The organism is Mucilaginibacter sp. KACC 22063 (assembly GCF_028736115.1).
Lineage (GTDB): Bacteria > Bacteroidota > Bacteroidia > Sphingobacteriales > Sphingobacteriaceae > Mucilaginibacter.
In genome coordinates this window covers 1534737-1559874 of the sequence record NZ_CP117877.1, presented here as the reverse complement: position 1 = coordinate 1559874, position 25138 = coordinate 1534737, and the positions used below count along the sequence as shown (strand labels likewise).

Annotated in this window: 27 protein-coding genes; 12 read left to right on the top strand and 15 right to left on the bottom strand. The window is 40.7% G+C overall.

Annotated elements, in window-relative coordinates; all coding sequences use genetic code 11:
- Positions 1-103 precede the first annotated feature (103 nt).
- The gene (locus PQ461_RS06825; protein WP_274302670.1) at positions 104-742 is read left to right on the top strand and encodes a phosphatase PAP2 family protein; all 639 of its coding nucleotides are present in this window, start codon (positions 104-106) and stop codon (positions 740-742) included.
- On the opposite strand, the gene PQ461_RS06820 is transcribed toward PQ461_RS06825, so the two are convergent.
- From PQ461_RS06820 to pxpB, 5 genes are read right to left on the bottom strand one after another with little or no spacing between them, the layout of a single operon-like run.
- A complete protein-coding gene (locus tag PQ461_RS06820) occupies positions 739-3303 on the bottom strand; it encodes a M1 family metallopeptidase (protein ID WP_443192781.1) in 2565 nt (854 codons plus the stop codon). The genes PQ461_RS06825 and PQ461_RS06820 overlap by 4 nt on opposite strands.
- A gap of 1 nt (position 3304) precedes the next feature.
- Positions 3305-4489, bottom strand: a complete 1185-nt coding sequence (locus tag PQ461_RS06815; protein ID WP_274302666.1) for an NRAMP family divalent metal transporter — start codon at positions 4487-4489, stop codon at positions 3305-3307.
- Positions 4482-5249 carry a LamB/YcsF family protein gene (locus PQ461_RS06810; protein ID WP_274302665.1) on the bottom strand — a complete coding sequence of 256 codons (768 nt, stop codon included), beginning with the start codon at positions 5247-5249 and terminating at the stop codon, positions 4482-4484. The genes PQ461_RS06815 and PQ461_RS06810 overlap by 8 nt, the downstream gene beginning before the upstream one ends.
- A 1-nt stretch (position 5250) precedes the next feature.
- A complete protein-coding gene (locus tag PQ461_RS06805) occupies positions 5251-6243 on the bottom strand; it encodes a 5-oxoprolinase subunit C family protein (RefSeq protein ID WP_274302664.1) in 993 nt (330 codons plus the stop codon).
- Complete coding sequence (gene pxpB, locus PQ461_RS06800) at positions 6224-6970, bottom strand: 5-oxoprolinase subunit PxpB (RefSeq protein WP_274302662.1); 747 nt, start codon at positions 6968-6970, stop codon at positions 6224-6226. The genes PQ461_RS06805 and pxpB overlap by 20 nt, the downstream gene beginning before the upstream one ends.
- Before the next feature lie 148 nt (positions 6971-7118).
- On the opposite strand from pxpB, the gene PQ461_RS06795 reads away from it, so the two are divergent.
- Genes PQ461_RS06795 through PQ461_RS06785 form a run of 3 tightly spaced genes read left to right on the top strand, consistent with a single transcriptional unit; the run spans position 7119 to position 8567 of the window.
- The gene (locus PQ461_RS06795) at positions 7119-7580 is read left to right on the top strand and encodes a sigma-70 RNA polymerase sigma factor region 4 domain-containing protein (RefSeq protein ID WP_274302660.1); all 462 of its coding nucleotides are present in this window, start codon (positions 7119-7121) and stop codon (positions 7578-7580) included.
- Positions 7570-8070: a hypothetical protein gene (locus PQ461_RS06790; RefSeq protein WP_274302658.1), complete on the top strand. Its 501-nt coding sequence runs from the start codon at positions 7570-7572 to the stop codon at positions 8068-8070. The genes PQ461_RS06795 and PQ461_RS06790 overlap by 11 nt, the downstream gene beginning before the upstream one ends.
- A 41-nt stretch (positions 8071-8111) precedes the next feature.
- Positions 8112-8567 (top strand): GNAT family N-acetyltransferase, encoded by a 456-nt coding sequence (locus PQ461_RS06785; RefSeq protein ID WP_274302656.1) that lies wholly within the window; start codon positions 8112-8114, stop codon positions 8565-8567.
- A gap of 55 nt (positions 8568-8622) precedes the next feature.
- Here the strand turns inward: PQ461_RS06785 and PQ461_RS06780 are convergent, their stop codons facing one another.
- The 3 genes from PQ461_RS06780 to PQ461_RS06770 all read right to left on the bottom strand — a co-directional run bounded on the left by PQ461_RS06780 (position 8623) and on the right by PQ461_RS06770 (position 11719).
- A complete protein-coding gene (locus tag PQ461_RS06780) occupies positions 8623-10086 on the bottom strand; it encodes a glycoside hydrolase family 30 protein (RefSeq protein ID WP_274302655.1) in 1464 nt (487 codons plus the stop codon).
- 142 nt (positions 10087-10228) lie between these two features.
- On the bottom strand, positions 10229-10864 hold the full coding sequence (locus PQ461_RS06775) for a peroxiredoxin (protein ID WP_274302654.1): 636 nt from the start codon (positions 10862-10864) through the stop codon (positions 10229-10231).
- A gap of 99 nt (positions 10865-10963) precedes the next feature.
- Positions 10964-11719, bottom strand: a complete 756-nt coding sequence (locus tag PQ461_RS06770; RefSeq protein WP_274302653.1) for an N-acetylmuramoyl-L-alanine amidase family protein — start codon at positions 11717-11719, stop codon at positions 10964-10966.
- Positions 11720-11988: 269 nt separating this feature from the next.
- Between PQ461_RS06770 and PQ461_RS06765 the strand changes: the two genes are divergently transcribed.
- Positions 11989-12477 carry an ABC transporter permease gene (locus tag PQ461_RS06765; RefSeq protein WP_274302651.1) on the top strand — a complete coding sequence of 163 codons (489 nt, stop codon included), beginning with the start codon at positions 11989-11991 and terminating at the stop codon, positions 12475-12477.
- A complete protein-coding gene (locus PQ461_RS06760; protein ID WP_274302649.1) occupies positions 12474-14372 on the top strand; it encodes an ABC transporter permease in 1899 nt (632 codons plus the stop codon). Before PQ461_RS06765 ends, PQ461_RS06760 begins: the two co-directional genes overlap by 4 nt.
- Positions 14373-14425: 53 nt before the next feature.
- Here PQ461_RS06760 and PQ461_RS06755 read toward each other — a convergent pair whose 3' ends face one another.
- Positions 14426-15373 (bottom strand): Smr/MutS family protein, encoded by a 948-nt coding sequence (locus tag PQ461_RS06755; protein ID WP_274302647.1) that lies wholly within the window; start codon positions 15371-15373, stop codon positions 14426-14428.
- A 253-nt stretch (positions 15374-15626) separates the two neighbouring features.
- On the opposite strand from PQ461_RS06755, the gene PQ461_RS06750 reads away from it, so the two are divergent.
- Positions 15627-16124, top strand: a complete 498-nt coding sequence (locus tag PQ461_RS06750; protein WP_274302646.1) for a DUF892 family protein — start codon at positions 15627-15629, stop codon at positions 16122-16124.
- 179 nt (positions 16125-16303) lie between these two features.
- Here PQ461_RS06750 and PQ461_RS06745 read toward each other — a convergent pair whose 3' ends face one another.
- Entirely contained in the window at positions 16304-16636 is a 333-nt protein-coding gene (locus PQ461_RS06745) for a YtxH domain-containing protein (protein ID WP_274302643.1), read from the bottom strand.
- A 176-nt stretch (positions 16637-16812) separates the two neighbouring features.
- Positions 16813-18690 (bottom strand): PAS domain-containing sensor histidine kinase, encoded by a 1878-nt coding sequence (locus tag PQ461_RS06740; RefSeq protein WP_274302642.1) that lies wholly within the window; start codon positions 18688-18690, stop codon positions 16813-16815.
- A 188-nt stretch (positions 18691-18878) separates the two neighbouring features.
- Here PQ461_RS06740 and PQ461_RS06735 point away from each other — a divergent pair, with 188 nt between their 5' ends.
- Positions 18879-19241, top strand: coding sequence for a hypothetical protein (locus tag PQ461_RS06735; protein ID WP_274302641.1), 363 nt, complete (start codon positions 18879-18881; stop codon positions 19239-19241).
- A 9-nt stretch (positions 19242-19250) separates the two neighbouring features.
- On the opposite strand, the gene PQ461_RS06730 is transcribed toward PQ461_RS06735, so the two are convergent.
- Positions 19251-20393, bottom strand: a complete 1143-nt coding sequence (locus PQ461_RS06730; protein ID WP_274302640.1) for a PAS domain S-box protein — start codon at positions 20391-20393, stop codon at positions 19251-19253.
- A 221-nt stretch (positions 20394-20614) separates the two neighbouring features.
- Here PQ461_RS06730 and PQ461_RS06725 point away from each other — a divergent pair, with 221 nt between their 5' ends.
- The 4 genes from PQ461_RS06725 to PQ461_RS06710 all read left to right on the top strand — a co-directional run bounded on the left by PQ461_RS06725 (position 20615) and on the right by PQ461_RS06710 (position 22595).
- Positions 20615-21136 carry a hypothetical protein gene (locus PQ461_RS06725; RefSeq protein ID WP_274302639.1) on the top strand — a complete coding sequence of 174 codons (522 nt, stop codon included), beginning with the start codon at positions 20615-20617 and terminating at the stop codon, positions 21134-21136.
- 1 nt (position 21137) lies between these two features.
- The gene (gene trxA / locus PQ461_RS06720; RefSeq protein WP_274302637.1) at positions 21138-21434 is read left to right on the top strand and encodes a thioredoxin; all 297 of its coding nucleotides are present in this window, start codon (positions 21138-21140) and stop codon (positions 21432-21434) included.
- A gap of 138 nt (positions 21435-21572) precedes the next feature.
- Positions 21573-21815 carry a hypothetical protein gene (locus PQ461_RS06715; protein ID WP_274302636.1) on the top strand — a complete coding sequence of 81 codons (243 nt, stop codon included), beginning with the start codon at positions 21573-21575 and terminating at the stop codon, positions 21813-21815.
- A 48-nt stretch (positions 21816-21863) separates the two neighbouring features.
- Entirely contained in the window at positions 21864-22595 is a 732-nt protein-coding gene (locus PQ461_RS06710; RefSeq protein WP_274302635.1) for a DUF481 domain-containing protein, read from the top strand.
- Between the two features lie 2 nt (positions 22596-22597).
- Here the strand turns inward: PQ461_RS06710 and PQ461_RS06705 are convergent, their stop codons facing one another.
- The 3 genes from PQ461_RS06705 to PQ461_RS06695 all read right to left on the bottom strand — a co-directional run bounded on the left by PQ461_RS06705 (position 22598) and on the right by PQ461_RS06695 (position 25133).
- Positions 22598-23095: a hypothetical protein gene (locus PQ461_RS06705; RefSeq protein ID WP_274302634.1), complete on the bottom strand. Its 498-nt coding sequence runs from the start codon at positions 23093-23095 to the stop codon at positions 22598-22600.
- A 74-nt stretch (positions 23096-23169) separates the two neighbouring features.
- A complete protein-coding gene (locus PQ461_RS06700; protein ID WP_274302632.1) occupies positions 23170-23862 on the bottom strand; it encodes an aspartate/glutamate racemase family protein in 693 nt (230 codons plus the stop codon).
- Positions 23863-24089: 227 nt separating this feature from the next.
- Positions 24090-25133, bottom strand: a complete 1044-nt coding sequence (locus tag PQ461_RS06695; RefSeq protein WP_274302631.1) for a glycoside hydrolase family 130 protein — start codon at positions 25131-25133, stop codon at positions 24090-24092.
- Positions 25134-25138 lie beyond the last annotated feature (5 nt).

Below are 25138 nucleotides of genomic sequence, written 5' to 3'. Positions count from 1 at the left end.
ATTGAACATATAACAACAAAAATGTGTTATTATTACGATACATTGTCATGTGATAGTAATGCATTTAAAGTGGCAAAATAATTTGACTTTACACCGAAATTTCTTGAAATCTATTTGTCAAAAAATACAATACAGCGCAGTACTGATACTGTTTCATTTAGTGCTTGTTTTTTGTGGTTTACATGCCTTTGCTCAATCGCCTGTAATTATTGAGCCACCTGGGAAAATCCAGGCCTGGGAAAACCAGGTGATGATCAATATTGCCCGCGGGCGGTCAAACCCAAAAACACATGCCATGCTGTTCTGGACCAATACCATCAAATACGGCGATATTGGCGTACCCGCAGGTTTGTTTATAGGTGGAACTTTGGGCCATGATAAGGTAATGAGGCAAAATGCAGGTTATATAGCCACCAGTACTGCTATCACCTACGGTGTTACTTATTTAATTAAACACTTTGTGAGGCGGCCACGGCCTTTTATAAAAGATATAGAGATCATACCCGTATACCGGGCCGGCAGCACATCCTTCCCGTCAGGCCATGCTGCTACCAGTATATCTACGGCAACAGCATTATCCATTGCTTACCCCAAATGGTATGTGATTGCACCTGCCTTTTTATGGGCAGGCACCATCAGCTATTCACGCATGTACCTTGGTGTGCACTACCCTACCGACGTTGCTGTTGGTAGCCTTATCGGTGCAGGTACAGCAGTAGGTATGTCATTTATGAAACATTAATCAATCAGTTTTTCAGCCCTGAAAACATTATCCGCTGCCTGCAATATCTTGTCGCGCAGTTTGGGGTTATAGTTAGGGTGTACTTTTATAAAGTCCCTTACCATTTGTGCCACCTCATGGCTTTGATAACTACCAAGCGATGCACCTAACCATGAAGATGGAAAAAAGATGTCACCTGTCCGCTGGATTTCGTCGGCCATATCAAGGCTTGTCTGTACATATTTCACAGAAGTTTTTTGCCTTAACGGATGATTGAGGTAATATAGCGCAGTACCTACCCATGCTTCCTTTTCACGATTCTTACGAGCTTTTAGACTATAAAAAAACTGATCGCGGGTTTGCTGGTCCAAAGCAAGTGCAGGCATTAAAAACTCGATACGCTTTTTACGGTCTGCGTTTTTAATACGTTCCTCTTGCTGTTGCAATACATGCGTAACTGTATCACTTTTTAAAGCAATAGAAAACGCAAGGGAAGTATAATCATCTTCGGCAAGCTTTATACCGGCAGGTGCCTGCTGCTTTTGCCAGATAGTGTAAATGTTTTGTTTAGCTGCATTACTCAGGTAAATATCCTGATAGGTTTTAAATAAGACCTTCTTATTATTTGCAGCAGCTTGTTGCTGCATGGCATCCCAAAGCAAATCCTCCAATTTAACGATTAAATCCTTTCGTTTGGCAGGCGACAAAAACTCCCAATAAATGCTACCGATATAACCTGTTATCAAACGCAGGTTCATTTCATTATCCTCTGCCTTTAAACCAGCGGAAAGTAAATCAATCAATTGATCCGGTTTAATATATCTGCCAGCCAGCATATTTTCATAAGCAGTAATATAAGTAGACGCCCGCTGAAGCGGGTTATGCACCTTAAATACATTTTTAAGGGCTATAGTATCTAATGGCAAAAGGCCATATCCAACACCTTCGGTATCAAATACGATATACTCAGGCTTTTTTCCACCTATGGCTTTAGTAATATTTAAGGATTTATCACTTACACTAACCGGGATATTTTTAGAATGATCTGGGTAGACTAATAAAATATTAAAGGTTTGTGGCCAGTAACGTTCTTCGCCAAATTCAGGATGCTGGGTAAGCGTAAACTTACTGATCTTATCTCCGCTGTAACTTACCTTGTAATCAAACACCGGCCTGCCGGGCTGGTTTACCCAAACCTTGTTCCATTTATAAAGGTCAGCTTTAGTATACTTACTTAATATGGCGATCAAATCGGGCCAGGTGGCATTGCTGTATGCATACTTTTTTAAATACTCTTGCACACCTTTCCGAAAGTTCTCTTTCCCCATCAACATCTCTAGGCCGCGCATCATAATCGGTGCTTTGTGATAGATGATATTGCCGTACATTGATCCTGCATCCTGCAAGTTATCCAGTTGCTGGCGGATGGGGTTAGCGCCGGTTGTGCGGTCGACACCATAGGCAGCCGGATAATGATCCTGCAAGAACTTAAGCTTGAAGGTTTCGCTTCCCATCAGTTTCTCGGTCACTTTATCGGCCATAAAGTTGGCGAATACCTCTTTCATCCAAACATCATTGAACCAGCGCATGGTTACCATATCACCGAACCACATGTGGGCTGTTTCGTGCGAGATCAGGTTAATGCGGCTGATTAACTGGTCTTTTGTTGCACCATCGTCAAGAAACAAGCTCGACGCTTTATATTGCACCTCGCCCGGATGTTCCATACCACCGAATTGAAAATCGGGGATAGCTACAAACCCTACCTTTTGAAAAGGAAAGCCAATACCGGTGTATCCTTGTAAAAAGTCGATCGCATTTTTATGAATATCAAATACCGAATCGACACTCAGTTTAATTTTAGCCTGGTCTGTTTCGCGATATAAAAATTCGGCTTTGCGGTTTCCAATTGCTTTAATAACACTGTTGTACTTACCTGCTGTAAACGAAAAAAGATAGGTAGGAAGCTTATCTGAATTGGCAAAGTGATAGGTTACCTGATTGCCTTTTGCTAACGAGTCTTTTTTAACGCCATTTGCTAAAACATTCCATCCCTGCGGCACAGTGAGTGTTAATAGGAACTTTGCTTTTAAATCGGGTTGGTCAAAGCATGGAAACACCGAGCGTGCATGATCGGGTACAAACAAGGCGTACAAATAATCCTCGTTACGGTTAAGCGATTCGTTACCTGCAATAAAATCAATTGAAATTTTGTTGGCACCTGTATGAAGCAGGCTTTTATCTATTAATAAATGTTCGTGTTGTAAATCAGTGTTAGCTTGTTTTCCGTTTACTGAGATGCTTTTGATATGTGCTGCATCCTGTTTAAAATCGAGTTGTAATAACTGATTGTTATTTTTCAGGTCAAAAGCTATTATTTCAGTAGCCTGTATCTCTTTACTCTTCTCTGCAGGAATTGTAAAATCTAATGTATACTGGATGTTATCAATTGCCTTTTGACGATAATTGGCCAGTTGATAGGAAACGCCATTTTCTACCGCAACAGGTTCAGCTTTTTGAGCAAAAGCTGGTATAGTTAAAGCACAGAACAACAAAAAAGAAAGTGATTTCACAGCACACATTTTAATTTGATAAAAGTATTTGTTTTAAAGCACCGTAGCTCATCCACGCCATAGTTACTACTACAATTATACCTGCTACAGTAAGCCATGCAGGCTGCTTATAGCTATTTACAATTTTAGTACGATATGCTGCAAAAAGCATAGTACCTAATGAGATAGGTAATATACAACCATTTATAGCCCCTACTGCAATCAACGTTTTTACAGGCTTACCGATCAATAAAAATATACAGCAGGAGATCATGATAAAACTGATGATCAGTTCCCGGTTATATTTTAAGATGACAGGATGAAATGTCTTTACAAAAGAGATAGAGGTATACGCTGACCCAACTACCGACGAAATGCCCGCAGCCCACATCACCAGTCCAAAAAGCTTATATCCCCATGCACCGGTTGCCGATTGAAATACAGAAGCAGCCGGATTTGTAGGATCTAACTTAACACCGGCACTTACCACGCCTAAAGCAGCAATAAACAGCAGCACCCGCATTAGCGACGCTAAACCTACAGCACTTAAAGCGCCACGGTTTACAGCAGGGAGATTTTGCAGTCCGGTTACTTTTGCATCAAGCAGGCGATGCGCCCCTGCAAAAGTGATGTATCCGCCAACCGTACCACCAACTATGGTGAGCACTGCGGCAAAACTAAAATGGGTAGGTGCAACTGCCCTGACCGCAGCCTCGGCAAGTGGCGGTTTGCTGATATAAGCCACAAAAAGCGCCAGCAGTATTTTCAAGCCGCCAAGCAACTTGGCAAACAAATCCATCGCTTTACCAGCTTCTTTATAAATAAAAATACCGATAGCCATAATAGCACTCATAATAGCACCCTGCCATACAGTTACACCAAGCAAAACATTTAAGCCTAAACCTGCTCCGGCTATGTTGCCAATATTGAAAGCCAAACCACCTAAAAAAACCAGGAATGATATGAAATAACCTAAGCCGGGCATTACCCTGTTGGCGATGTCCTGTGCGGGTTGGCCCGACATGGTAATGATGCGCCAGATATTAAGCTGGGCAATGGCATCTAAAACAACCGAAAGCAAAATAACAAAACCAAAGCTTGCTCCTAACTCCGCAGTAAATACGGCAGTTTGTGTTAAAAAGCCAGGACCAATGGCTGAAGTAGCCATCAGAAAAACGGCACCAAGCAATACGCTAAGGTTACGCTTTTTAGCCATGCTGCTGAGGGGCTTTAACCATTACACCTTCATCTTTCAATTTCTGACTGATCATACGAGCAAATTCAACAGCGTGTGCGCCGTCGCCATGCAGGCAAAGCGTTTCGGCCCTTAGCGATATGCTTTTATTACTTACCGTTAATACTTCCTGCTGTTTAACCATACGCAGTACCTGCGCTACTGATTGCTGTTCATCGGTAATTAACGCATTACCTTGCGACCGCGGCGTAAGCGAACCATCATCCTGGTAGGTACGGTCGGCAAATACTTCAGAAGCACTGGCCAGCCCCATTGTTTTTGCAGCTGCAATCATTTCGCTGCCTGCTAACGCATATAAAATTAAAGATGCATCAAAATCATGCACGGCCTGCACAATAGCCCTGGCCAGGGCTGCGTCTTTAGCAGCCATATTATAAAGGGCGCCATGTGCCTTAACGTGGTGCAGCTTTCCGCCTGCGGCTTTTACAAAACCGTACAAAGCGCCTATCTGGTAAACCGTCATCTGGTACGCTTCATTAGCTGTGATCCTCAATTCGCGGCGGCCAAAACCCTGCAAATCAGGCAAGCCCGGATGCGCGCCTATAGCCACATTTTTTTTAATGGCCATTGCAACCGTATGTTGCATTACCTCAGGGTCTCCTGCATGGTAGCCGCAGGCAATATTGGCAGAGGTAATATAATCCATTAATATCTCATCATTAGGCATCGGGTAATTACCAAATGCCTCGCCCATATCACAGTTCAGGTCAATAGTTTGCATACTATAAATACTTATTTTGGATAGCAACAGATAATTGGGTCAGTTGCTCCTCCCTTTCTATATAAAGCCGCTCAGCCTCCTGGCGGCTAATTTCATGAAAACATATAGCATCTCCGGGCTTTAACTGTGCACAGATGGGCAAGTCTACCGCCGCCACCTGCGCAATACGCGGATACCCCCCGGTTGTCTGGCAATCGGCCATTAACAGCATCAAGCTGCCATCATGACTTACCTGTAATGTTCCCGGTGATACGGCAGTGGAAAGTAACTCACCTGTGGTGCGTCTATTCAACTTCCATCCATCTAAACGGTACCCCATGCGGTTGCTTTGCTGGCTTAGCTGGTAAGGTTTGGATAGAAAGCCTAAAAGCGAATCACTATTAAACCAGGTGAATTCCTGCGCGGGAACAACCCTTACATCTTTAGTGCCCTCCTGAATAAACATTGACCGGTTCACTTTCCATTCCAGGTACTTTATCTGCCCGCCGCTTAGCGCATCATATATTTTAGCTGTCGCTTTATTTAAATCTTTATTGGCAGTTAATACATCACCATTTTTTAAAGAGCGACCATCTAAACCGCCTATTGCCGCGGTGATGTAGGTGCTCTTGCTATTTAAAACATCCGGCACATCCCATCCGCCTGCAATTGCAAGATAAGTACGTACCCCCTGATTATTATTATCCAAATTGATTAAAGTACCTGCGGGAATAAAAACAGCCCGATCTGCTTTAATAACCTGATCATTAACCGTCAAAATAGCACTGTCGCCGCAATAAGCAATTAATATATCGGTTAAGGCTTTAAAGGAGGCACCCGCATAAGTAAACTCTATTACAGCGTCGTTATCATTATTACCCAAGGCTTTGTTGGCTAACCGTGCACTTAATACGTCCATTGCACCAGATACGGGTACGGCTTGCCATCTATGCGCCTGCCGGCCAAGATCCTGAATGGTAGAAAGCAAACCTGCCTTAACTATTTCTATCTGCATTCTGCTGTTCGCTTAAAAATTCAAACTCCTCCTTACTGATAGGTTTAAATACTACGGTGTCTTCGCCCTTCAACACTGATGGCTGCGGTCTTTTTGCATCAAACATTACAAGTGGCGTACGCCCTATGATCTGCCATCCGCCCGGAGTTTGGAAAGGATATATCCCTGTTTGCCTGCCTGCAATACCTATTGAACCTGCCGGTATTGCACTTACAGGGATGGCTTTACGGGGGCTGTTTAACCGGGAATCCATACCCCCAAGGTAGGCAAAGCCCGGTGCAAAACCCATCATATAAACCTTATATGTAGCCGAATTGTGAAAACTGATCACCTGCTCTGGTGTAAGCCTGTTCATTTTGGCGATGTCATTTACATCCGGGCCATATTCTCCGCCATAACAAACCGGGATAGTTACAATATTCTTTTTATCGTCTACCTGTTTAACCGGGTGCTTTAATAAATCGTTTAGATAACCCGATACCTTCTCAAAGCAATCGGCACCTGCCATTTTGTTTACCTGTATCACCCGAAGCGGATCATAAAAAATACTGATCGTTGTATAGGCAGTAACGGAGTCAATAAATCCGGGAAAAGGATTTTGACGGATGTTGCGGTTTATTGCTGCAATATAGCGCAATAATTTTTCGCTCATTGCAGTGCCGAACTCAATCGTAACGGCTTGTTCGCTGAGGTAATATATCTTAGGGGTGATGGCTATATCCTGCATCAGAAGCTCAAGTTATAACAAACAACAATTTTATGCAAATACATCAACATGTTGATATTTTTCTTCTCACAAAAAATTGGTTATTTGTGTAGTTTTTAGTTAATTTATTTCTGCTTTTGTTACACAAAGCGACCTATAATATTTTTGCTTGAAAACTGACAACCAGACGTATTTGCGATCAGCCCCGGTAAGTGTGCGCGAAATTTATGACCGATACGCTGGTATGCTGTTGGGTTATATCCAACAATCTGTAAAAGACCATCAGATTGCAGAACAACATTTGGTCAGTATTTTCAGTGAGTTACCATCAAAGCTTCATGAAGTTTTAATGGATGGCGTGAACATATGGTGTTACCTGCAACGTTTGGCCAAAAATAGGATTAACGAACAGTTAAACGCAACAAAAAATGATGTACGCTTAAACAAATTAAGCGTCAACAATAAAACTTTGGAAATGATGTCTGAAAAGCAGAAATTTGTTTTTTGTGAGATCTATTACAATGGTAAAACAGCAGACTCACTTTCCCAAGAGTTAAACACAACAATTGATTCGGTTCGCAAAACCCTGAAAGAGGCTTTCACTATCATTAAACAGCAGCGTGAATACTAAGGAATACATCGATAGCGGAATACTGGAAGCTTATGTACTTGGGGCCACAACCGAGGAGGAAAACAAAGAGTTGTTTGCTTTAACCAAACAATATCCCGAAATAAAATCTGCCCTTAACGAAATAGAACTTGATATTGAATACCTGGCACAGCAAACGGCAGTACCGCCTCCGCCACGTGCTTGGGAAAAGATAGAAGATAATATACAAGGCCTTATCCACTTACCAGAAGTTGAGATTGAGCCTTACCAAGAAAAGCAAACCAATAATAAAAACAAGCGCAGGCCTACCGACGAAAACCAGTTTATTGAGGTTGAGGCAACAGGCAACCAAATGCGTATACATAAGGCATGGCGCTGGGTTTTTGCAGCTGTATTTATCTTAGGAAAGATCTTCCTTGGGTTTGCGATCTATTTTTACCTGGAAAACCGCCAGGCACAGGAACAAATCAGAGATTTGAAACAGCAAATACAACAGTTTCAAAAAAGATAATTGTATCCTGCTGAATTACGCTGATTACTACCCTTACAAACATGATTGATATTTATTTAAAACGCACAACCAGCGATAATGCTGATTTTAGGTTATTAATCAAGGAACTGGATGCCGACCTGCGCCAACGTAACGGCGAAGTAATGGATATCTACGATCAGCATAATATCATTGAACAAATTGACACCGTTGTGATAGCCTACGCTGGCGATGAACCCGCTGGTTGCGGATGCTTTAAAGATTATGATGCCAATACTGTAGAAGTAAAACGGATGTACGTTCGACCGGCTTACAGAGGGAATAAGATCAGCGCGAAAATTCTGACTGAGTTAGAAGCCTGGGCGCGTGAACTCGGCTATACTTCAACCGTACTCGAAACAGGCAGCCGGCAGACCGAAGCCCTTGGCCTTTATCAAAAGTCAGGTTATGTGAGCATACCCAAATATGGACCTTATATCGACTTGCCCGATAGTATCTGCTTTCAAAAAACGATTTAACAAATAAGGCCTGTTACTATAAAGCAACAGGCCTTTGTTTTAATGTTATCTATTATTACTCAATCACCAAAGTAGCTATTGAGTGCGGAAGTGCAGTTGTTTTTGCTGCTTTTCCTTTTACCCATAAAAAGTATGGAATTTCGTTATCGGTTTGGTTCATAACAACCACGGCAATGCGGCCGTCAGGATTAGCAAATGCGGTAGTGATCAGCTTATCGCGGCTGGCAGAGCTGATAACACGACGTGCACCTGGCTTTATAAATTTAGAAAGCTGACCAATGTAGTAATACGAGTTGGTATAGATCAGCTCACCTGTACGGGTATCGGCATGTATCGGTGCAAAGCAGAAATTACCTACGTGGTTAGGGCCACCTTTTTCATCAAGTAAAATATTCCAGTCGGTCCAGCCAACAGTACCTGCATTAAGGTCATTGATCATCGAATATCCGTAACGCTCACCCAGCGACCAGTCTTTCAACTTATCAAAATCAAATTTCTCAACGCAACCTTCGGTAAACATCAGGTGCTTATCCGGGAAAGCTTCGGCCACACGGCGCTCATTATCGAAATTCATTCCGGCACCTGTCCAGGTTTCGTACCAGTGGTAAGCTATACCCCAAACATATTTTGCTGCATCCGGGTCACTTAATACTGTACTGGCACGTTGATACAATAAGTCGCGGTTATGATCCCATGCCATCAGCTTTTTGCTGGATAAGCCTTCCTTCTGCAAAGTTGGGCCTAAATATTTTTTAATGAACACGCGTTCATCATCGGCAGTGTAAATACATGACTCCCATGTTTGGGTAGCCATTGGTTCGTTCTGTACAGATAAGCCCCAAACAGGGATGCCGTCTTTCTCATAAGCTTTTATGAATTTCACATAGAAATTTGCCCAGGGCTGTGCATATTGCTCTTTAAGCTTACCGCCTTTAAGCATGCTGTTATTGGTTTTCATCCATGCCGGTGGACTCCACGGCGTCACAAACACGTTCAATTTACCGGCAGTAGCAATAGCCTGTTTTATAAACGGAATGCGGTATTTTTCGTCATGGCTGATATCAAAGGTTTTTAGTGCAACGTCACCTTCTTTAACATATGAGTAGCTATCGCTGGAGAAATCGCTGCTCTGGATGTGTGTACGCCCCATGGTATAGCCAATGCCTTTTGATTTATCAAAATAAGCGGTCATTAATTCCTTTTGCTTATCCTTTGGCAGCTTGTAAAAAGTTTCCGCAGAGGCATCAGTAAGCGCACCACCAAAACCAACAATGGTCTGAAACTTTTTGTCAGGGTCTACAAATACCGAAACTTCAGTTTCTACAGGTTGGGGCTTGTCGGTAAAGTGCAGGATTTCTGTCTGGCTGATCTTGTAATCTGTCCCTTTGGCGGTGGTATAAACCGTTACAGCCTTCCCGGCAGCAGTATATTTAGCAGCCGTTTTGGTTTGGCTGTAAGCTGTTTGCATAGCCATAAGGCAGCACACAGCACCGTAAACAAGTAAATGATTTTTTTTCATAAAAGAGGTTTAATGGATTGGTTCCAAATAATGGTTCAAGTATATTAAAAAAATAATCAATTGTGTAAAAAATACACCAAGAAAATAATACACATAAAAAAGGCCGCCTAAACAGGCAGCCCATTGCTTTATCAGCCAAATCTTATTTGTTAGGCTGTGGTGTCATACGCAGATACGGCTTAACCTCCACATGCCCTTTCGGGAATTTAGCCGGAATATCTTCGTTTTTAATAGCAGGTGAAATCACTACGGGCTCGCCATCTTTCCAGTCTGCCGGAGTAGATACACTGTAATTAGCGGTTAACTGCAATGAATCAATCACACGTAAAATCTCCTGAAAATTACGTCCTGTTGAAGCCGGATAAGTAATCATCAGCTTAATGGTTTTGTCCGGAGCTATAATAAATAATGAACGTACTGTTGCCGTAAGCGAAGCATTTGGATGTATCATATCATATGCTTCTGCAATTTCGCGGTTCTCGTCGGCAATGATAGGGAAGTTCACTTCCACGTTCTGTGTCTCGTTGATATCATTTATCCAACCTTTGTGCGATTCTACAGAATCTACACTCAAAGCGGCTACCTTTACGTTACGTTTGTCAAACTCTTCTTTTAAAGATGCTGTACGGCCAAGCTCGGTTGTACAAACAGGAGTATAGTCTGCCGGGTGAGAAAACAAAACGCCCCAGCTATCGCCAAGAAATTCATAAAAATCGATCTCCCCTTCTGAGGTTTGTGCCTTAAAGTTTGGCGCTTTATCGCCTAATCTTAAACTCATAATGTTTTTGATTTAGATGTTATCAGAACAAATATATTTATTCGGATATTAAAAGTCTACAAATTAAGTAGATTTTTATCATCTTAAAATCAAAATCGCTTAGTTGTTCGTAATCCGTTCTTTATAAGCCTTAACAGCTTTCACAATCGAGTTAACAATTTGCATCTGCCCTTCTTCAGAGTTGAGATATTCCTCATCGTCCTCGTTGTTGATAAAGCCTGTTTCTACAAGTACAGCAGGCATAGCGCTGTGTGCCAAAACAAGTATCCCCTGCTCCTTAACACCAAAGGTATGGCGGTTATAGGTGTCTTTAATTTCCTCGTTAAGCAACGTGCTGAACAGTATGCTTTGCTTACGGTAGCGCAGCATATAGTTGTTTAATATAATGGCAGCCGCAGGCGAATTTGGGTCGTAGTCACTATAATTTTCCTTATAGTTCTTCTCAATAAATATGGAAGCGTTTTCGCGGATGGCCTCTCTTTGTTCGCCGCTGCGGTGATAACCATAAACCAGGAACAGCGAGCCCTTATCTTTGCCATGCGCCAGCGGGGACGAATTACAATGTATAGAAATAAACAGATTTCCTTTGTGTGTATTGGCGATACGTGCACGTTCATTCAGGGGGATAAACACATCAGTACTGCGTGTCATTACTGTATTAATTTCAGGCAATTGCGCCTCTAAAGCCTTCTGTAGTTTTAAAGCAATGGCCAAAGCCACTTTCTTTTCTGTTGAAAATGCGCCGTGTGCTCCGGGGTCTTTACCCCCATGGCCTGCATCAATAACAATGGTATGAAAACGAAATTGATTAGTAGAATCTGATTGGGGTTTGAAAGATAAAAGTGTCAGGCTCAAAATCAGCGCTGATAAAACGTAAACAGTTCGTTGTAAATTTTTTAGATATACCATCCTTATTATTGCTGCACAAAAATCGTATAAATAATTGTAAAGCAAAGTTGTTTGTTTATTTAGTGCAAAAAGTATAAAAACGTACGCTATCTGTACGTTTCCGAACAGTAATAAACCAATATTAAATAGCTAAACACCAAACAGTCAGCAACTTGCCTTAATGGCATATTTATTAACCGTATTGACTTATATTTTCTCATAAAACAACTTAAGCCATGATCAGCAACTATCTTAAAATAGCCTGGCGAAACCTTATTAAAAACAAGGCGCACTCCATTATAAATATTCTGGGGCTTTCTGCCGGTATGGCGGTAGCTATACTGATTGGCCTTTGGATATATAGCGAGTTAACTTTTAACCGGGATTATCCTAATCATGACCGGCTGGGCATTGTAATGCAAAACCAAACCTTTAATGGCGAAACTAACTCACAAACAGCGGTACCTTATGTAATGGGCGATCAGTTACGTAAAGAGTACAGCGGTGATTTTAAGCATGTGGCTATGGCAACGTGGTTGATCAACCACGTACTGGCTTTTGGTGAAAATAAAATAAATCAGAAAGGTAATTTCATTGAACCTGAAATTACCGATATGCTTTCGCTGAGAATGCTTAAAGGAACACGTAAGGCATTGTACGATAAACAATCCATCATATTATCAGCATCAACAGCTAAGGCATTATTCGGTGATGCTGACCAATGAACAAGCGTATAAAGATTGATGGCAAATCAGATGTTACCGTAAGCGGTGTGTATGAGGATCTACCTTCTAATTCTGATTTTCGGGATCTTACCTTCATAGCACCCTGGAAACTGTATATCGACAATTTAAATTGGTCTGAAAAATACACCAACCCGTGGCGCAACAACTCATTTATAACTTATGTACAGATTTCAGACAATGCCGATTTCAATACATTATCTAAAAAGATAAAAAATGTAAAACTTCGCCAGGTACATCCGGCCGAAGCTGCTTTTAAACCCAGGGTCTTTCTCCATCCCATGAGCAGGTGGCATCTGTACAGTGAATTTAAAAATGGTATGCAAATCGGCGGACGTATTGAGTTTGTGTGGATGTTTGGCATCATCGGGAGTTTTGTTCTCCTGCTGGCCTGCATTAATTTCATGAACCTAAGCACAGCCAGATCTGAAAAGAGGGCTAAAGAAGTAGGTATACGTAAGGCTGTAGGATCATTACGTACCCAGTTAGTTAAACAGTTTTTTGCAGAATCAGTTGTTGTGGCTGTAATTGCTTTTGCAGTTTCATTGATCTTAGTAGAGCTGATACTTCCTTATTTCAACCAGGTAGCAGGTAAAAATTTGCAGATATTATGGCGCCAGCCAATGTTCTGGATAACCGGTTTATGCTTTGCTGCGTTTACCGGTTTTGTAGCCGGCACTTATCCTGCACTATACTTATCATCATTTAAACCGGTAAAAGTTTTAAAAGGCACTTTTAAGGCCGGCAAAATGGCATCCATTCCTCGTAAGGTATTGGTTGTTTTGCAATTTACAATTTCAGTGATATTGATTATTGGCACCATAGTCGTGTTTAAACAAGTACAATTTGCACGGGAGAAAAAAGCAGGCTACGATAAAGACGGGCTGCTTACCATAAACGCAATGACGGATGATATTCATAAACACTTTGATGCCTTTGAGGGTGAATTAAAAGGTTCGGGAGCGGTTAGTAGCATTGCAGAATCATCAAGCCCTGTTACTGCCATACAAGAAGTAGATAATGGCTTTAGCTGGGAAGGAAAAGCCCCCGAAGTTCAGGGCGATTTTTCTGTTGTAAGAACATCTTTTGGTTTTGGCAAAACTATTAACTGGAAAATTAAAGAAGGACGGGATTTTTCGAAAGACTTCCCTACCGACTCGATAGGAATCATATTAAATGAATCAGCCGTTAAGTTCATGAATTTAAAGGACCCGGTTGGTAAAACAATTAACTGGGACGGCCAGGCATTTCATGTAATAGGCGTTGTAAATGATATCATCATGTATTCGCCTTACTTGCCTGTGTTCCGTGGGGTTTTTGTAATGGATCATCAGGCACTACCAAACATTACTGTCAGATTAAACAACCGAATGCCTACCAATGATGCTATCAGTAAGATTGAAACAATTTTTAAAAAATATAACCCGTCACAACCTTTCAGTTATCAATTTACAGATGAAGAATACCAGCGTAAGTTTGAGAATGAACAACGTGTAGGTAAATTGGCCAATTTCTTTACTATCCTGGCTATTTTCATCAGTTGCCTTGGTCTATATGGCATGGCCTCATTTATGGCAGAGCAGCGTACAAAAGAATTGGGTGTAAGAAAGGTACTTGGCGCTTCGGTCTTACATCTGTGGGGTTTAATGTCGGCCGAATTTATAATGCTTATTGGTGTTGCTTTACTAATAGCAGGACCTACAGCATGGTACCTGATGCACAAATGGCTGGAAAAATATGAGTACAGGACTACTATACCATGGTGGATCTTTGCCCTTACTGCACTGGTAGCCATGGTACTTACCTTAGCTACTGTGAGTTACCAAAGTATTAAAGCGGCCTTAACTAACCCGATTAAGAGCTTAAAAACAGAGTAATATAGATAGCTGATTTGATAAAATATTCTTCATCAAATCAGCTATCTATTAAATTATTTTAAAACTACTCTTGTAGCTCCAAAACCAAACTTCTCTTTATGTGCATCCATATAGGTTTGCACTTTGGGGTGCTTACTCAACTGTTTGTGCAATTCGTGTTTTAAAATACCATTGCCTGTACCATGAATAAATACAATGCCTTGCATTTGATGTACTATGGCGGCATCCAATGCTTTTTTAAAATGAGTAAGTTGAATATTCAGTATTTCGCTGCCGTTTAAAAAGTGGTAATCGTCGCGGAGTTTTTCAATGTGCAAGTCGATCTCGTTTTCAGGCCGGGCAATCTCTATCTTTTCTTCAGCTGGTTTAAAAAAGCTCTCCTTTAATTTTTGAGGATCAAGTATTACTTCAGGCTCGTCTATACGGATCAGCCACCCTGCTTTGTTTAAAACAGGTATAGTTTTCTTTACGCCAGAGAAGTCCTTAGCTTTAAACTTTTCGGTAAGTGTTATAGGCTTTAAGGGCTTAACGTTTTGCGGTGTAAAGTATAATGCCTGCAAGTCAAATATTGGCCATAACTGGATATCTGCCAGTTGAGCCGTATAAATTTCTGTTGCCGACTGCGGGCCTATCATCCCTGAAAATTCGCCTTTATGCTTATCCTGTTGTGTGCTTGCCAATGTAACTAAAAGCGTAAATGAGGTTTCATTCACCAGGTAGAAACGCACAACTGAAGCAGCCTTAGCATCTGGCACTACCGCTATATGAACGCCATATTTTACAAAGCTTTCTAAGGGTTGTAAAGCAACCGTCTGTTCTTCGCCTCGTTTTGCAGCTGATGCCTCATGCCCGTAAACTGATGTTACCTTACTGGCCAATACAGGTATCTCAAAATCGTCGTCCCCGGTAACGCCAATCATCTGGTCATCAAAAATACGGGTTATATATCCCTCGCGCCGCTCATCAACAAAGCGTACAAAATCACCAAGCTTCCATTTCATATCATTGCAAAATAACGTAATTAAATTGAGGTGATGTAATTGCTGCTTCCAAAGCCTATCTTTTCCATATCGACCATTTCAGTCTAACTGTTAAGTTATTCTGGCTTGCTGGTTTATCTTACTGGTTTACAGTTTTCTGTTAATAATTATTAAAAACAATTATCGGCCATAACAGTTTCAGCTTTTGTCAGATCAACCCAAACAGCCCTAATTCAAAATATTCAGGCTACACAAGCGGTAAAATATTACTTACATGGAAAACTTAAATAAACAAACAGACCCCGATGTTCAGTACAAGCTTTTTATGTATTACCTTAACAAAATCTATTTTGGTAAGCAATACCTTAACCGGCACTTACCACAGGTAATTAAATGTACAGATCTTACTATACTGATACAGGCGCTTGAAGAACTGCATCACGATGTTAAAAAGCAGATTGTCAGAATGGATGAAATTTATGAAATGCTGCATGAACATCCCTCAGAGGTGCATGAAGAGCCTATTAAAACCATCATGAAACATGCCTGCGAACTTAATGACCCTGAAAAACCAATGATAAGGGATGTAGACATTATGGTGCAGATGCAATTGATTGAGCATGTGAACATTATATCATACCGGATGCTCAGAAGGCTATCTATTATGCTTGGTTACAAAGATATTGAGCAGTTAATGACAGAATGTTTCGATGAGTCAAAAGATGATGATAAGCTATTTTTAACAATAGCTGATGAATACCTGTCTGAATAAAAAAGCAAAAGCCGGACTATACAGTCCGGCTTTCATTCATAGTCATTTAATACCCCTATTAAAATAACTTCTGCAAAGAAATAAAATTTATTGATTATTTACAAATTTTAGTTTAATAAATTTAGTCTAAATAAAAAGAGCCACATATGTGGCTCTTTTTGTAGTATTTAAGAAGTTAATTACGCTTGTTGAACTGAATTATTCCAGTCATTAGCTGTACTTTTAACTTTATCTTTTGCATTTTCTGCAACGTCTTGTCCATATTCAGAAGCATCGCCTACGATACCATTGAATTTAGATTTTGCTTTTTCAACAACACTGCTGCTGTAATCTTTAATGTCGCCAACGGTGTTTTGAGCCTGATTTTTAGCTTTGTCGAATAAGTCGTTTACATAATCAGCGATGTCGTCTCTTAGTTCGCTTCCGCTTTCGGGTGCAAGTAATAATCCTATAGCCGCGCCCGCAGCAGCACCTACTAAAAGCGCTGCAATAACTTTGGTTTGATCTTTCATATTTATTTAACTTTTAAGTAGATGAATCATAAGTTCAACAAATTCTACACCTTATGGTTTAAACAATTTAAAAAAAAATAATGGGGAATGAGATAGCTTAAAGTTGAAAGTAAAAAGCTGAAAGTGAAAAGCTGAAACGAAATATTAACTATGATCTATTATCCATTAACTATGAACTAAATTGTCTGCTCCGCTTCTTTTAAAGATATTTTAAATGTAGAGCCCTCACCTTTTTTCTCACTTTCAACCCATATTTTGCCATTATGGCGATGTATAATTTCAGCGGCCACATATAAACCAATACCAAAACCCGAAAAAGTTTGCTCGTTGCGCCCTTCTACCCTATAGAACCTGTTAAATACTTTCTTTTGCTCTTCCTGGCTGATGCCTATACCATAATCGCGTACAGAAACTACCACATCACCATTTTTACGTTCTATTGTAATATCTATATGATCAGTATCCGGCGAATATTTTACAGCATTGGTAAGCAGGTTGGTAATCACCTGCGCCAGGCGGTCGCGGTCGGCGTCAACGTATAGTTGATCTTTTTCGTGCAATACAATATCATGCCTTGGCGATATGTGCTGCACTTCGTCAACAATTTCTTTCACAAGGCCGTTCAACAAAAAAACTTCCGTATTAAGGCTCATACGTCCGCTTTCGATCTTTGATACATCCAGCAACTCTGTAATTAACCTGATCAGTTTGTTGATCTGCGTATTTACAGTGCTTAATGACTTTTTCAGAAACTCGTCATCGTCGTCGTTTTTATAAATATTCTGAAGCAGCTGTATATACGCTTTAATTGAGGTAATAGGCGTTTTAAGTTCGTGACTTGCCATGCCAATAAACTCGTTTTTCAGTTCTTCATGCTCTTTGTTTTCAGTAATGTCCATACCCGATGAGATATAACCCTCAAAAACGCCATCGGGAGTAAAACGCGGAATAAAGCGCATTCCCGTCCATTTGTATTCATCATCATAGCGCTTTATACGATATTCGGCATAAAACTCATCGTGCGCTTCAAACGCTTCGTTGTAGGCATTTGTTAATTTAGCACGGTCATCAGGATGCACAAAGCTCAGTTGCTCATCAGCCAACAAGTCATGCAAGGTACGCCCTGTAAAATTAAGCCAGCTTTGATTGTAAAATATGCTTTTCTTATCGGGCCCGGCCATCCATATCAGTACAGGTGCTGTATCCGCAATTTTACGGAAGCGTTCCTCACTTTCGCACAGCAGCATTTCCGACTCTTTACGGGCCGTAATATCCATACATGAGCCTACATAACCGGCAAAAGTACCATCGGGCAGATATCGGGGCTTTCCGGCAGCGGCTATCCATATTACCTCGCCCTTAGGGCCATGTATCCTAAAATCAATATTGTATAATTTACGGTTGGCAAAGCGCTTTGCAAAGTGATGAAATACAACCTCACGCTCCTCTTCTTCCACACTTTGCAGCCACCCACGGCCCAGGTGATCTGACAAAGGTTTGCAGGTCCACTCCAGCCACGCTTCGCTTACAAACGTAATATCTCCTTTATCATCTATCACCCATAATGCTGTTGCTGCTGCTTCTGTCACACTTTTAAGCAGCAGTTCCTGGTCAGCCAGTCTTTCAAGTGTTTCTACACGATCGGTAACATTAAATCCTGTTGATATTACACCTATATTTTGGCCCTCCCCATTTTTATATGGCGAAAAAACAAAATCAAAATAAGCAGTTTCAAGTTTGCCGCTGTTTGCCCAATTGCCCTGTGCAGCATAACTATAGTAATAAACTGTTTCATTTTTATTGATAACACGGTCAGCAATTTCATGCCATCTGCTATTATTAAGCTCGGGCCATACTTCGCTTATTGGTTTGTGATGAGCCGTACGGTAACCCCATAGTTTTGCAAATGCCGGATTAAAAACTTCACATATTCCATTATGCCCGCTAAATACTGCAGTAGGGCTTGGATTTTGCATAAAAAGGGTGTACAGCTGCGGATTAAAGCCGTTTGACAGTAAATCAGGAGATGATATATTGCTTGGCTCTGAAACCATATCATTTTAGTTTAAGCCTATGGTTATCAAATTAATTTTGATACTAAGTAATCCATGTGCTACTACCGTTTATAGTTAACACATATACGATAATTTTGTGCCTATGGGTACGTTTATTTTTTAGCAAGTCAGATAACTTGTTTGTTACTTCATTAGTTATTTATAAACTTACTATATCTTTATCTGATATGAAAAAGTTACTGTTTATTTTTTTATTTGCTGCTACTGCAAACTTTAAAGGATTTGCACAGACAAAAATAGAAGCCAAAGATGCAGCCAAACACCTCAATGGAAACGTAACCATCTGTGATAAAATTGCAGACGGCAAATACTTTTCTAACTCACAAACTACCTTGCTTAATGTAGGCGCACCTCATCCAAATGAGCTGTTAACACTGGTGATTAAAGGTGATGACCGTAAAAAATTCAGCGAAGACCCTGAAAAACTTTTTAAAAATAAAAAAGTATGTATCACCGGAAAGGTGATTGACTTTAAAGGACGCCCTGAAATTGTGATTACCGAAGCTTCACAGATTACTTTAGATAAATAAATCTGCTATTTATTGCCCGTGCATATTGTGATTAAGCACAGTTTCCGAATCATAAACGATGCCTCTTATTTTATCATCAAGTTCCTGTACGGTAGTTTCAATCATGTTAAAATATGAAATTGCTTCGTCAGGCTTATCCTGTTCAAGTTTAATAAGCCCAATCATCCCCAGCAATGAAGCCACCGGCCTGCGTAATTCATGCGATTGAATAATTGCTATACGTTGTAAAGCTTCATTCTGTTGATGAATACGTTCTTCGTGGCGCTTTCGCGCAGAGATATCTGAGCCGTTGAGCGCCACACCTATTATCTCACCAGCATTTTTTACCGGTGTAAAGGATATTTCCATCCACATGTCAGCATGTTGAGTCTCCAGTATCAAAAACTCTGACTTTACAGCGCGCCCGCTTATTGCAGCTTTATAATAACGCTGTATTTTTTTAATCAGTTCACTTTCAAGGTAGGCAGCAAAACTTACACCGGCAACAAGGTATTGCCCGGTAACCTTTAATATATTTTCTTCAGCTGCTTTATTAAATGACAGCAACTCAAAGTTTTTCCCTAAAAGAATGAAAAGCTCTTTAGAGCTGTCAAACACAGCCTTCAATTGCAATTCAGAATTTTCAATTACATCTTTCTGCCTTAAAGTTTCGGCATGTTTGTTATCAAGCGTATTCAGGCTCCAGTTAAGCTCCATTAAATTCATCACCTGCTTTCCAAGCAATATGAGGGCGTTCTTTTGTTCATTAGTAAGCACCTTTAGTTCTGTACCGATCACACAAATTGTACCTGCCTTATAACCATCGCGTGTAATAAGGTTTACCCCTGCATAAAATTTCACATAAGGTTCTCCGGTAACGAAGGGATGGTCGGCTAAACGTGGGTCAACCCGCGCATCTTCAATCATTAATAAATCATCCTGCTCAATGGTATGCTTACAAAGAGATGCCTCACGCGTGTTGCAATAAATATCTACCCCTGTTGAGGCTTTAAACCACTGCATATCTTCGTCTATTAATGTAATAAGCGCAATGGGAGTTTCACATATCTGGGCAGCAAGGTTCACCAGATCATTAAGGTCTTTATTGATATCACCATCAAGCTCCATAAAGCGAGCAACGGCTTCCAGTCTGTTTTTTTCGTGATCTGTCATGATAAATGTAGTTCAGGCTGCACAAAAGTAAAAATCATTTTCAACCTTTCACAGTAGAGGTAAAGCATTGCAAATGATGCTTTTGTTTTAAAGATTAAATAATTTTATCAATTATAATATTTTTTAATTGCCGAGTTAGATGCGATAAATTATTTAAAATTATTGGCTTTAAAATAAACATTTATAGTGCATCGCGTATTTACCATTTAAACATATATGATATGAAATACGCATTCTTATTAGGATCCAATGCCTTTATTGTAGACCAGCCTGTAATTACTTACGAAGAAAACGGCAACATGGTTGAAATACTAAGAATAAAAAGCCTTTATGGCGCTGTTCACCAATCATCCGATGTACATCAGTTAGTTGTTGACACCAACCTTAAAGATGTGGACGGGCATAACATTGTACTTGCAGATAACGACCTTAACCACAGCGATTATAAAGTAGTACGCACCGATAAACAGATACATGTAACAAACGGCACGGAGCACCCGGTAATTGACATTCTGCAATTAGATGATGCTGCAATAGCCGGACTATCAAGCCATGTGATTAATGAACTTGGGCATGTAAATGTAGATTACCTGATCCGTGTACGCGGTGATTTTATGGTGGGCGAACACCACATTACTATTGATAACGAAAAGATGTTTGTAGATGATGATTCAATTGCCGAGTCTGTACACCAGATCCACGGCACCGGCTTGCAATTAGGCGTTCACGGCGTTACCTTTTAAAATGGCAACTTTTGCAGATATTATAAATGACACAAGGCCCGTACTGGTCGATTTTTCGGCCGAGTGGTGCGGGCCTTGTAAAATGATGCCGCCCATACTAAAACAATTGAAAGAAATGACTGGCGAGCGTTTGAAGATCGTAAAGATTGATATTGACCAAAATCCTACAGTTGCAGATACTTACCGCATACAGGGTGTGCCAACTTTAATATTATTTAAAAACGGGCAAAGTGTTTGGCGACAATCTGGTGTAATGCAGGCTAACCAGCTGATGCAAATCATCCAGCAACACCTTTAATTATTGTATAAACCTATTTACCTTAAAAACATAAATTTAAGACGGTGGAAAACTCATAAACATTTGTTGAGAGAATGTTTAAACATGTTATTAAAGTAATTGTCTAATTAATAACAGTTTAACTAACAACTGATGGTTATGAACCCGTTTTATAAGAGATTAGTGGCATTTGGGCACCTGGTACAGAACCTTAGCCATGAGACAAGGACGAATTATAAGGATTATTTCGACATAGAACATCCGGGCTTCCCGGTGATCAATGCTAAAGGCAGGCAGGTTACACCGCGTATCAACTTTATAAAAAGATGCCCAAAAACTACCCGAAGTACCATTATTGATCTGTACAAACAGTGTTTTGATAATCAGGAGTACAGCCTGTAATCTACATTTTATCAAACCTAATTATCTGGCTGCTGTTGTTTTAGGCAGATGGGTAAATATATACTAAGCTTATTTCTAACATTCACAGTACTTGCCTGCCATGCGCAGTTTAATGACACCACGCATTATTATGTAGGTTTTAATTCTTCAGGTTCTATTAACCGCACACAAGACGGCAGCAGTTACTTGTTAAACAATGCGTTAAAATTCAGCGAGAAGAACAAGCGTTCTATACTGAATTTTAATAATAACTGGATCTACGGCAAGTCAAACAGCAGCCTGACGAATAACGATTTTACCACATCATTAGACTTTGACCTTTACCGCACCTTTCCTAACTTTTACTATTGGGGACTGGCTACTTACACCACCAGCTATTCTTTAAAAATAAAAGACCAGTTACTCACCGGTGTAGGTATAGCATATTACCTTGTAAATAAGAAGAACGCCATGTTTAACATCAGCGATGGTTTTTTATATGATAAAAGTAACCTGATGCTGAATGATACCACCCGCGATAATTATCATACCTACAGAAATTCATTCCGCATACTGTTCAGGTTTGTAATAAAGGATATTGTTGTGATAGACGGCAGCGATTTTATACAAAATTCTGTGCAGTATAAGAACGACTATATTTTTCGCTCCACAACCAACCTTTCAGTTAAATTAAGGAAATGGCTCAGCTTTACTACATCGCTAAATTATAACCGGATGAACCGCACGCGTGCCGAAAACACGCTGCTTACTTATGGGTTGACTGCCGAAAAGTATTTCTGATGTTAATAATCGAGCGGGACGGCTTGCTTTTCATGCACCTCAACAGAATAGTAACCGCCTTTACCAAACGGAAGATATACCGTAACGCTATAAAGGTCGCTCTCGTAAATACGAATATTTTTGGTATCGTCGTGGCCTTTAAAAGTTAGCGGATAGCCGTATTTTCTGATCTGCACAATTAATTCGTTAATGTGCGCCAGCGACGTTGTAGTATAACTAAGCACATGCAGTTTGCGGCCACCTTCAATAACAGACCCCATACCAGTAATTATCGTCTCGCGAAAGCCATCATCGCCCCATCGGTTTTGATATTTATTAATGGGATAACCCATTGACATGTCGCTGGATACAAACTGAAACCGTTTACCTACTGTTAAAAATTGAACTACCTGCTCGGTTGGTGCTCCAACCAAACTCAGCATATCGGGGAAATTAATGTGCTGCGCCTCAACTTTGCTAATAGTGAGAAAAAAAACAATAGTAATCAGGTATTTCTTCATGTTTTGGAACGATACCAAATATAATCATTTTTATCTCCCAGCCATTCATCGGGCAGATATTGTGCTGCTGCACCTTAAGCTAAAGCTTCGCTTACGGCTTTTTCAGCATGTATAACAGTGGTATCAAACAAGGTGATTGGTGTGTGCTCAGGTTTAATCAGCATACCGATTTCTGTGCATCCTAAGATAATGCCATCAGCACCGTTGGCTGCCATCTTCTCCATAATGCTCAGGTAAGCCCTACGCGATTCATCGTTAATAATACCTTTGGCTAACTCACTGTAAATCACTTCATGCACCAGGTCGCGATCTACCTGGTCTTCGGGTACAATTACTTCCAGGCCATGCGTGCGGATACTTTCTTTCAGAAACTCCTGCTCCATCGTATACCTGGTGCCCAGCAATCCTACTTTCTTAATGCCCGACTTTTTAATAACATCGGCAGTGGCATCGCCAATGTGTATTAGCGGAATGGTTACATGGCTGGCTACCGCAACAGCTACCTTATGCATGGTATTGGCACAAATCAGCACCATATCTGCACCGGCATTTTGCAGGTTACGGGCAGCTTCCACCATCATATCAGCAGCCTGATCCCATCTGTCTGCACGCTGTAGTTTAGCCAGCTCTTCAAAGTCGACAGAATACATAACAAGCTTAGCCGAATGTGAAGCACCTAATTTGTAGTTCACCATCCTGTTGATGAGCTGGTAATAAAGCACGGTGCTTTCCCAGGACATGCCGCCAATAAGTCCGATAGTTTTCATGATAGATAGATTAGATCTGTTATTATTTGCTGTTGTTAACTGCTAAACCTTTATTCCAACCATCTATAACACCATTCTTTAATTCTTTTAAATGTGTTAATGCAGAATAAAGCAGTATAACTAATACAATTCTCCAGATGGTTTTGCCGGTGTGTTTTTATGCCTTATCCATTTCTTTGTGATCAGGTAAATCAAATTTAACTTTTTTCACAAAGCATATCAATTAATTAGAGGCTTGCCAATATCTCATTAATGGAAAACTTAGCGGCACACACAAACTCATCAGCTGCACCGTAATAAATGGTCAGTGTATCACCATCAACCACGTGACCGTTGGTGAATATCACGTTGCCAAAAAAGCCGCTGGTTTCATATTGCTCTGTAGGTACCATAATGGGTGCATCGCTGCGGGCAATGATTTTCGATGGATCATTCAGGTCCATTAAAACTGCGCCGAGGCAATACTGGTGATCATAGTTAGCACCATGATAAATTTCAAGCCAACCCTCTTCAGTTTTAATTGGTGCTGCACCAGCCCCTACCCTTGCGCAATCCCAATGATCTTTACGGGTTTTAACAATACACTTATGGTTCCCCCAGTGCAGGCCATCCGGCGATTCAGCTATCCAGATAAAATTACCGCCTAAATCTACGCTGCTTGGGCGGTGCAATGCATAATATTTACCGTTAATCTTCTCCTCAAAAATAGCGCAGTCCTTATTATGCGGCGGGAATATAACACCATGCGATTCAAACGTTTTCCAATCGGTAGTGGTGCGTAAACCCACGGTTACGCCATTGCCAGACACTGCTGTGTAAGTAAGGTAATACTTGCCTTCCAGGAAAGTAACCCGGCAATCCTCAATCCCAAATGCTTCGAGCACGCCTCGGCCAAACAGCGATGGATAACCTTCTGGCTCGTAAAACTTTACGCCATCGTCACTGCAAAGCAGGCGTAAATGCGACAAAGTAGTTAAATAATCAAGCCCCTGGTAACGCACTACCCGAGCGTCGGTATTAATTAATTCCGGATGATCTTCAGGTATTTCGATAATGTCAGTTTTACCCTCTTCGGTAAGCACCGGGATAAAAATGGAGCCTTTCTTGGCAACCGTATTTTCGGCCACACGAACAATAAGCCATGTTTTACCATCGAACCTGAAAACGCCCGGGTTAAGCAAACAGATGATCTGCATACCCGGCGAACTTGATTGCAGGTCGGCAGGTTTTAGTAATGGATTTTGATGAAAACGTTTGGCCAGTTCTTTCATGAGGC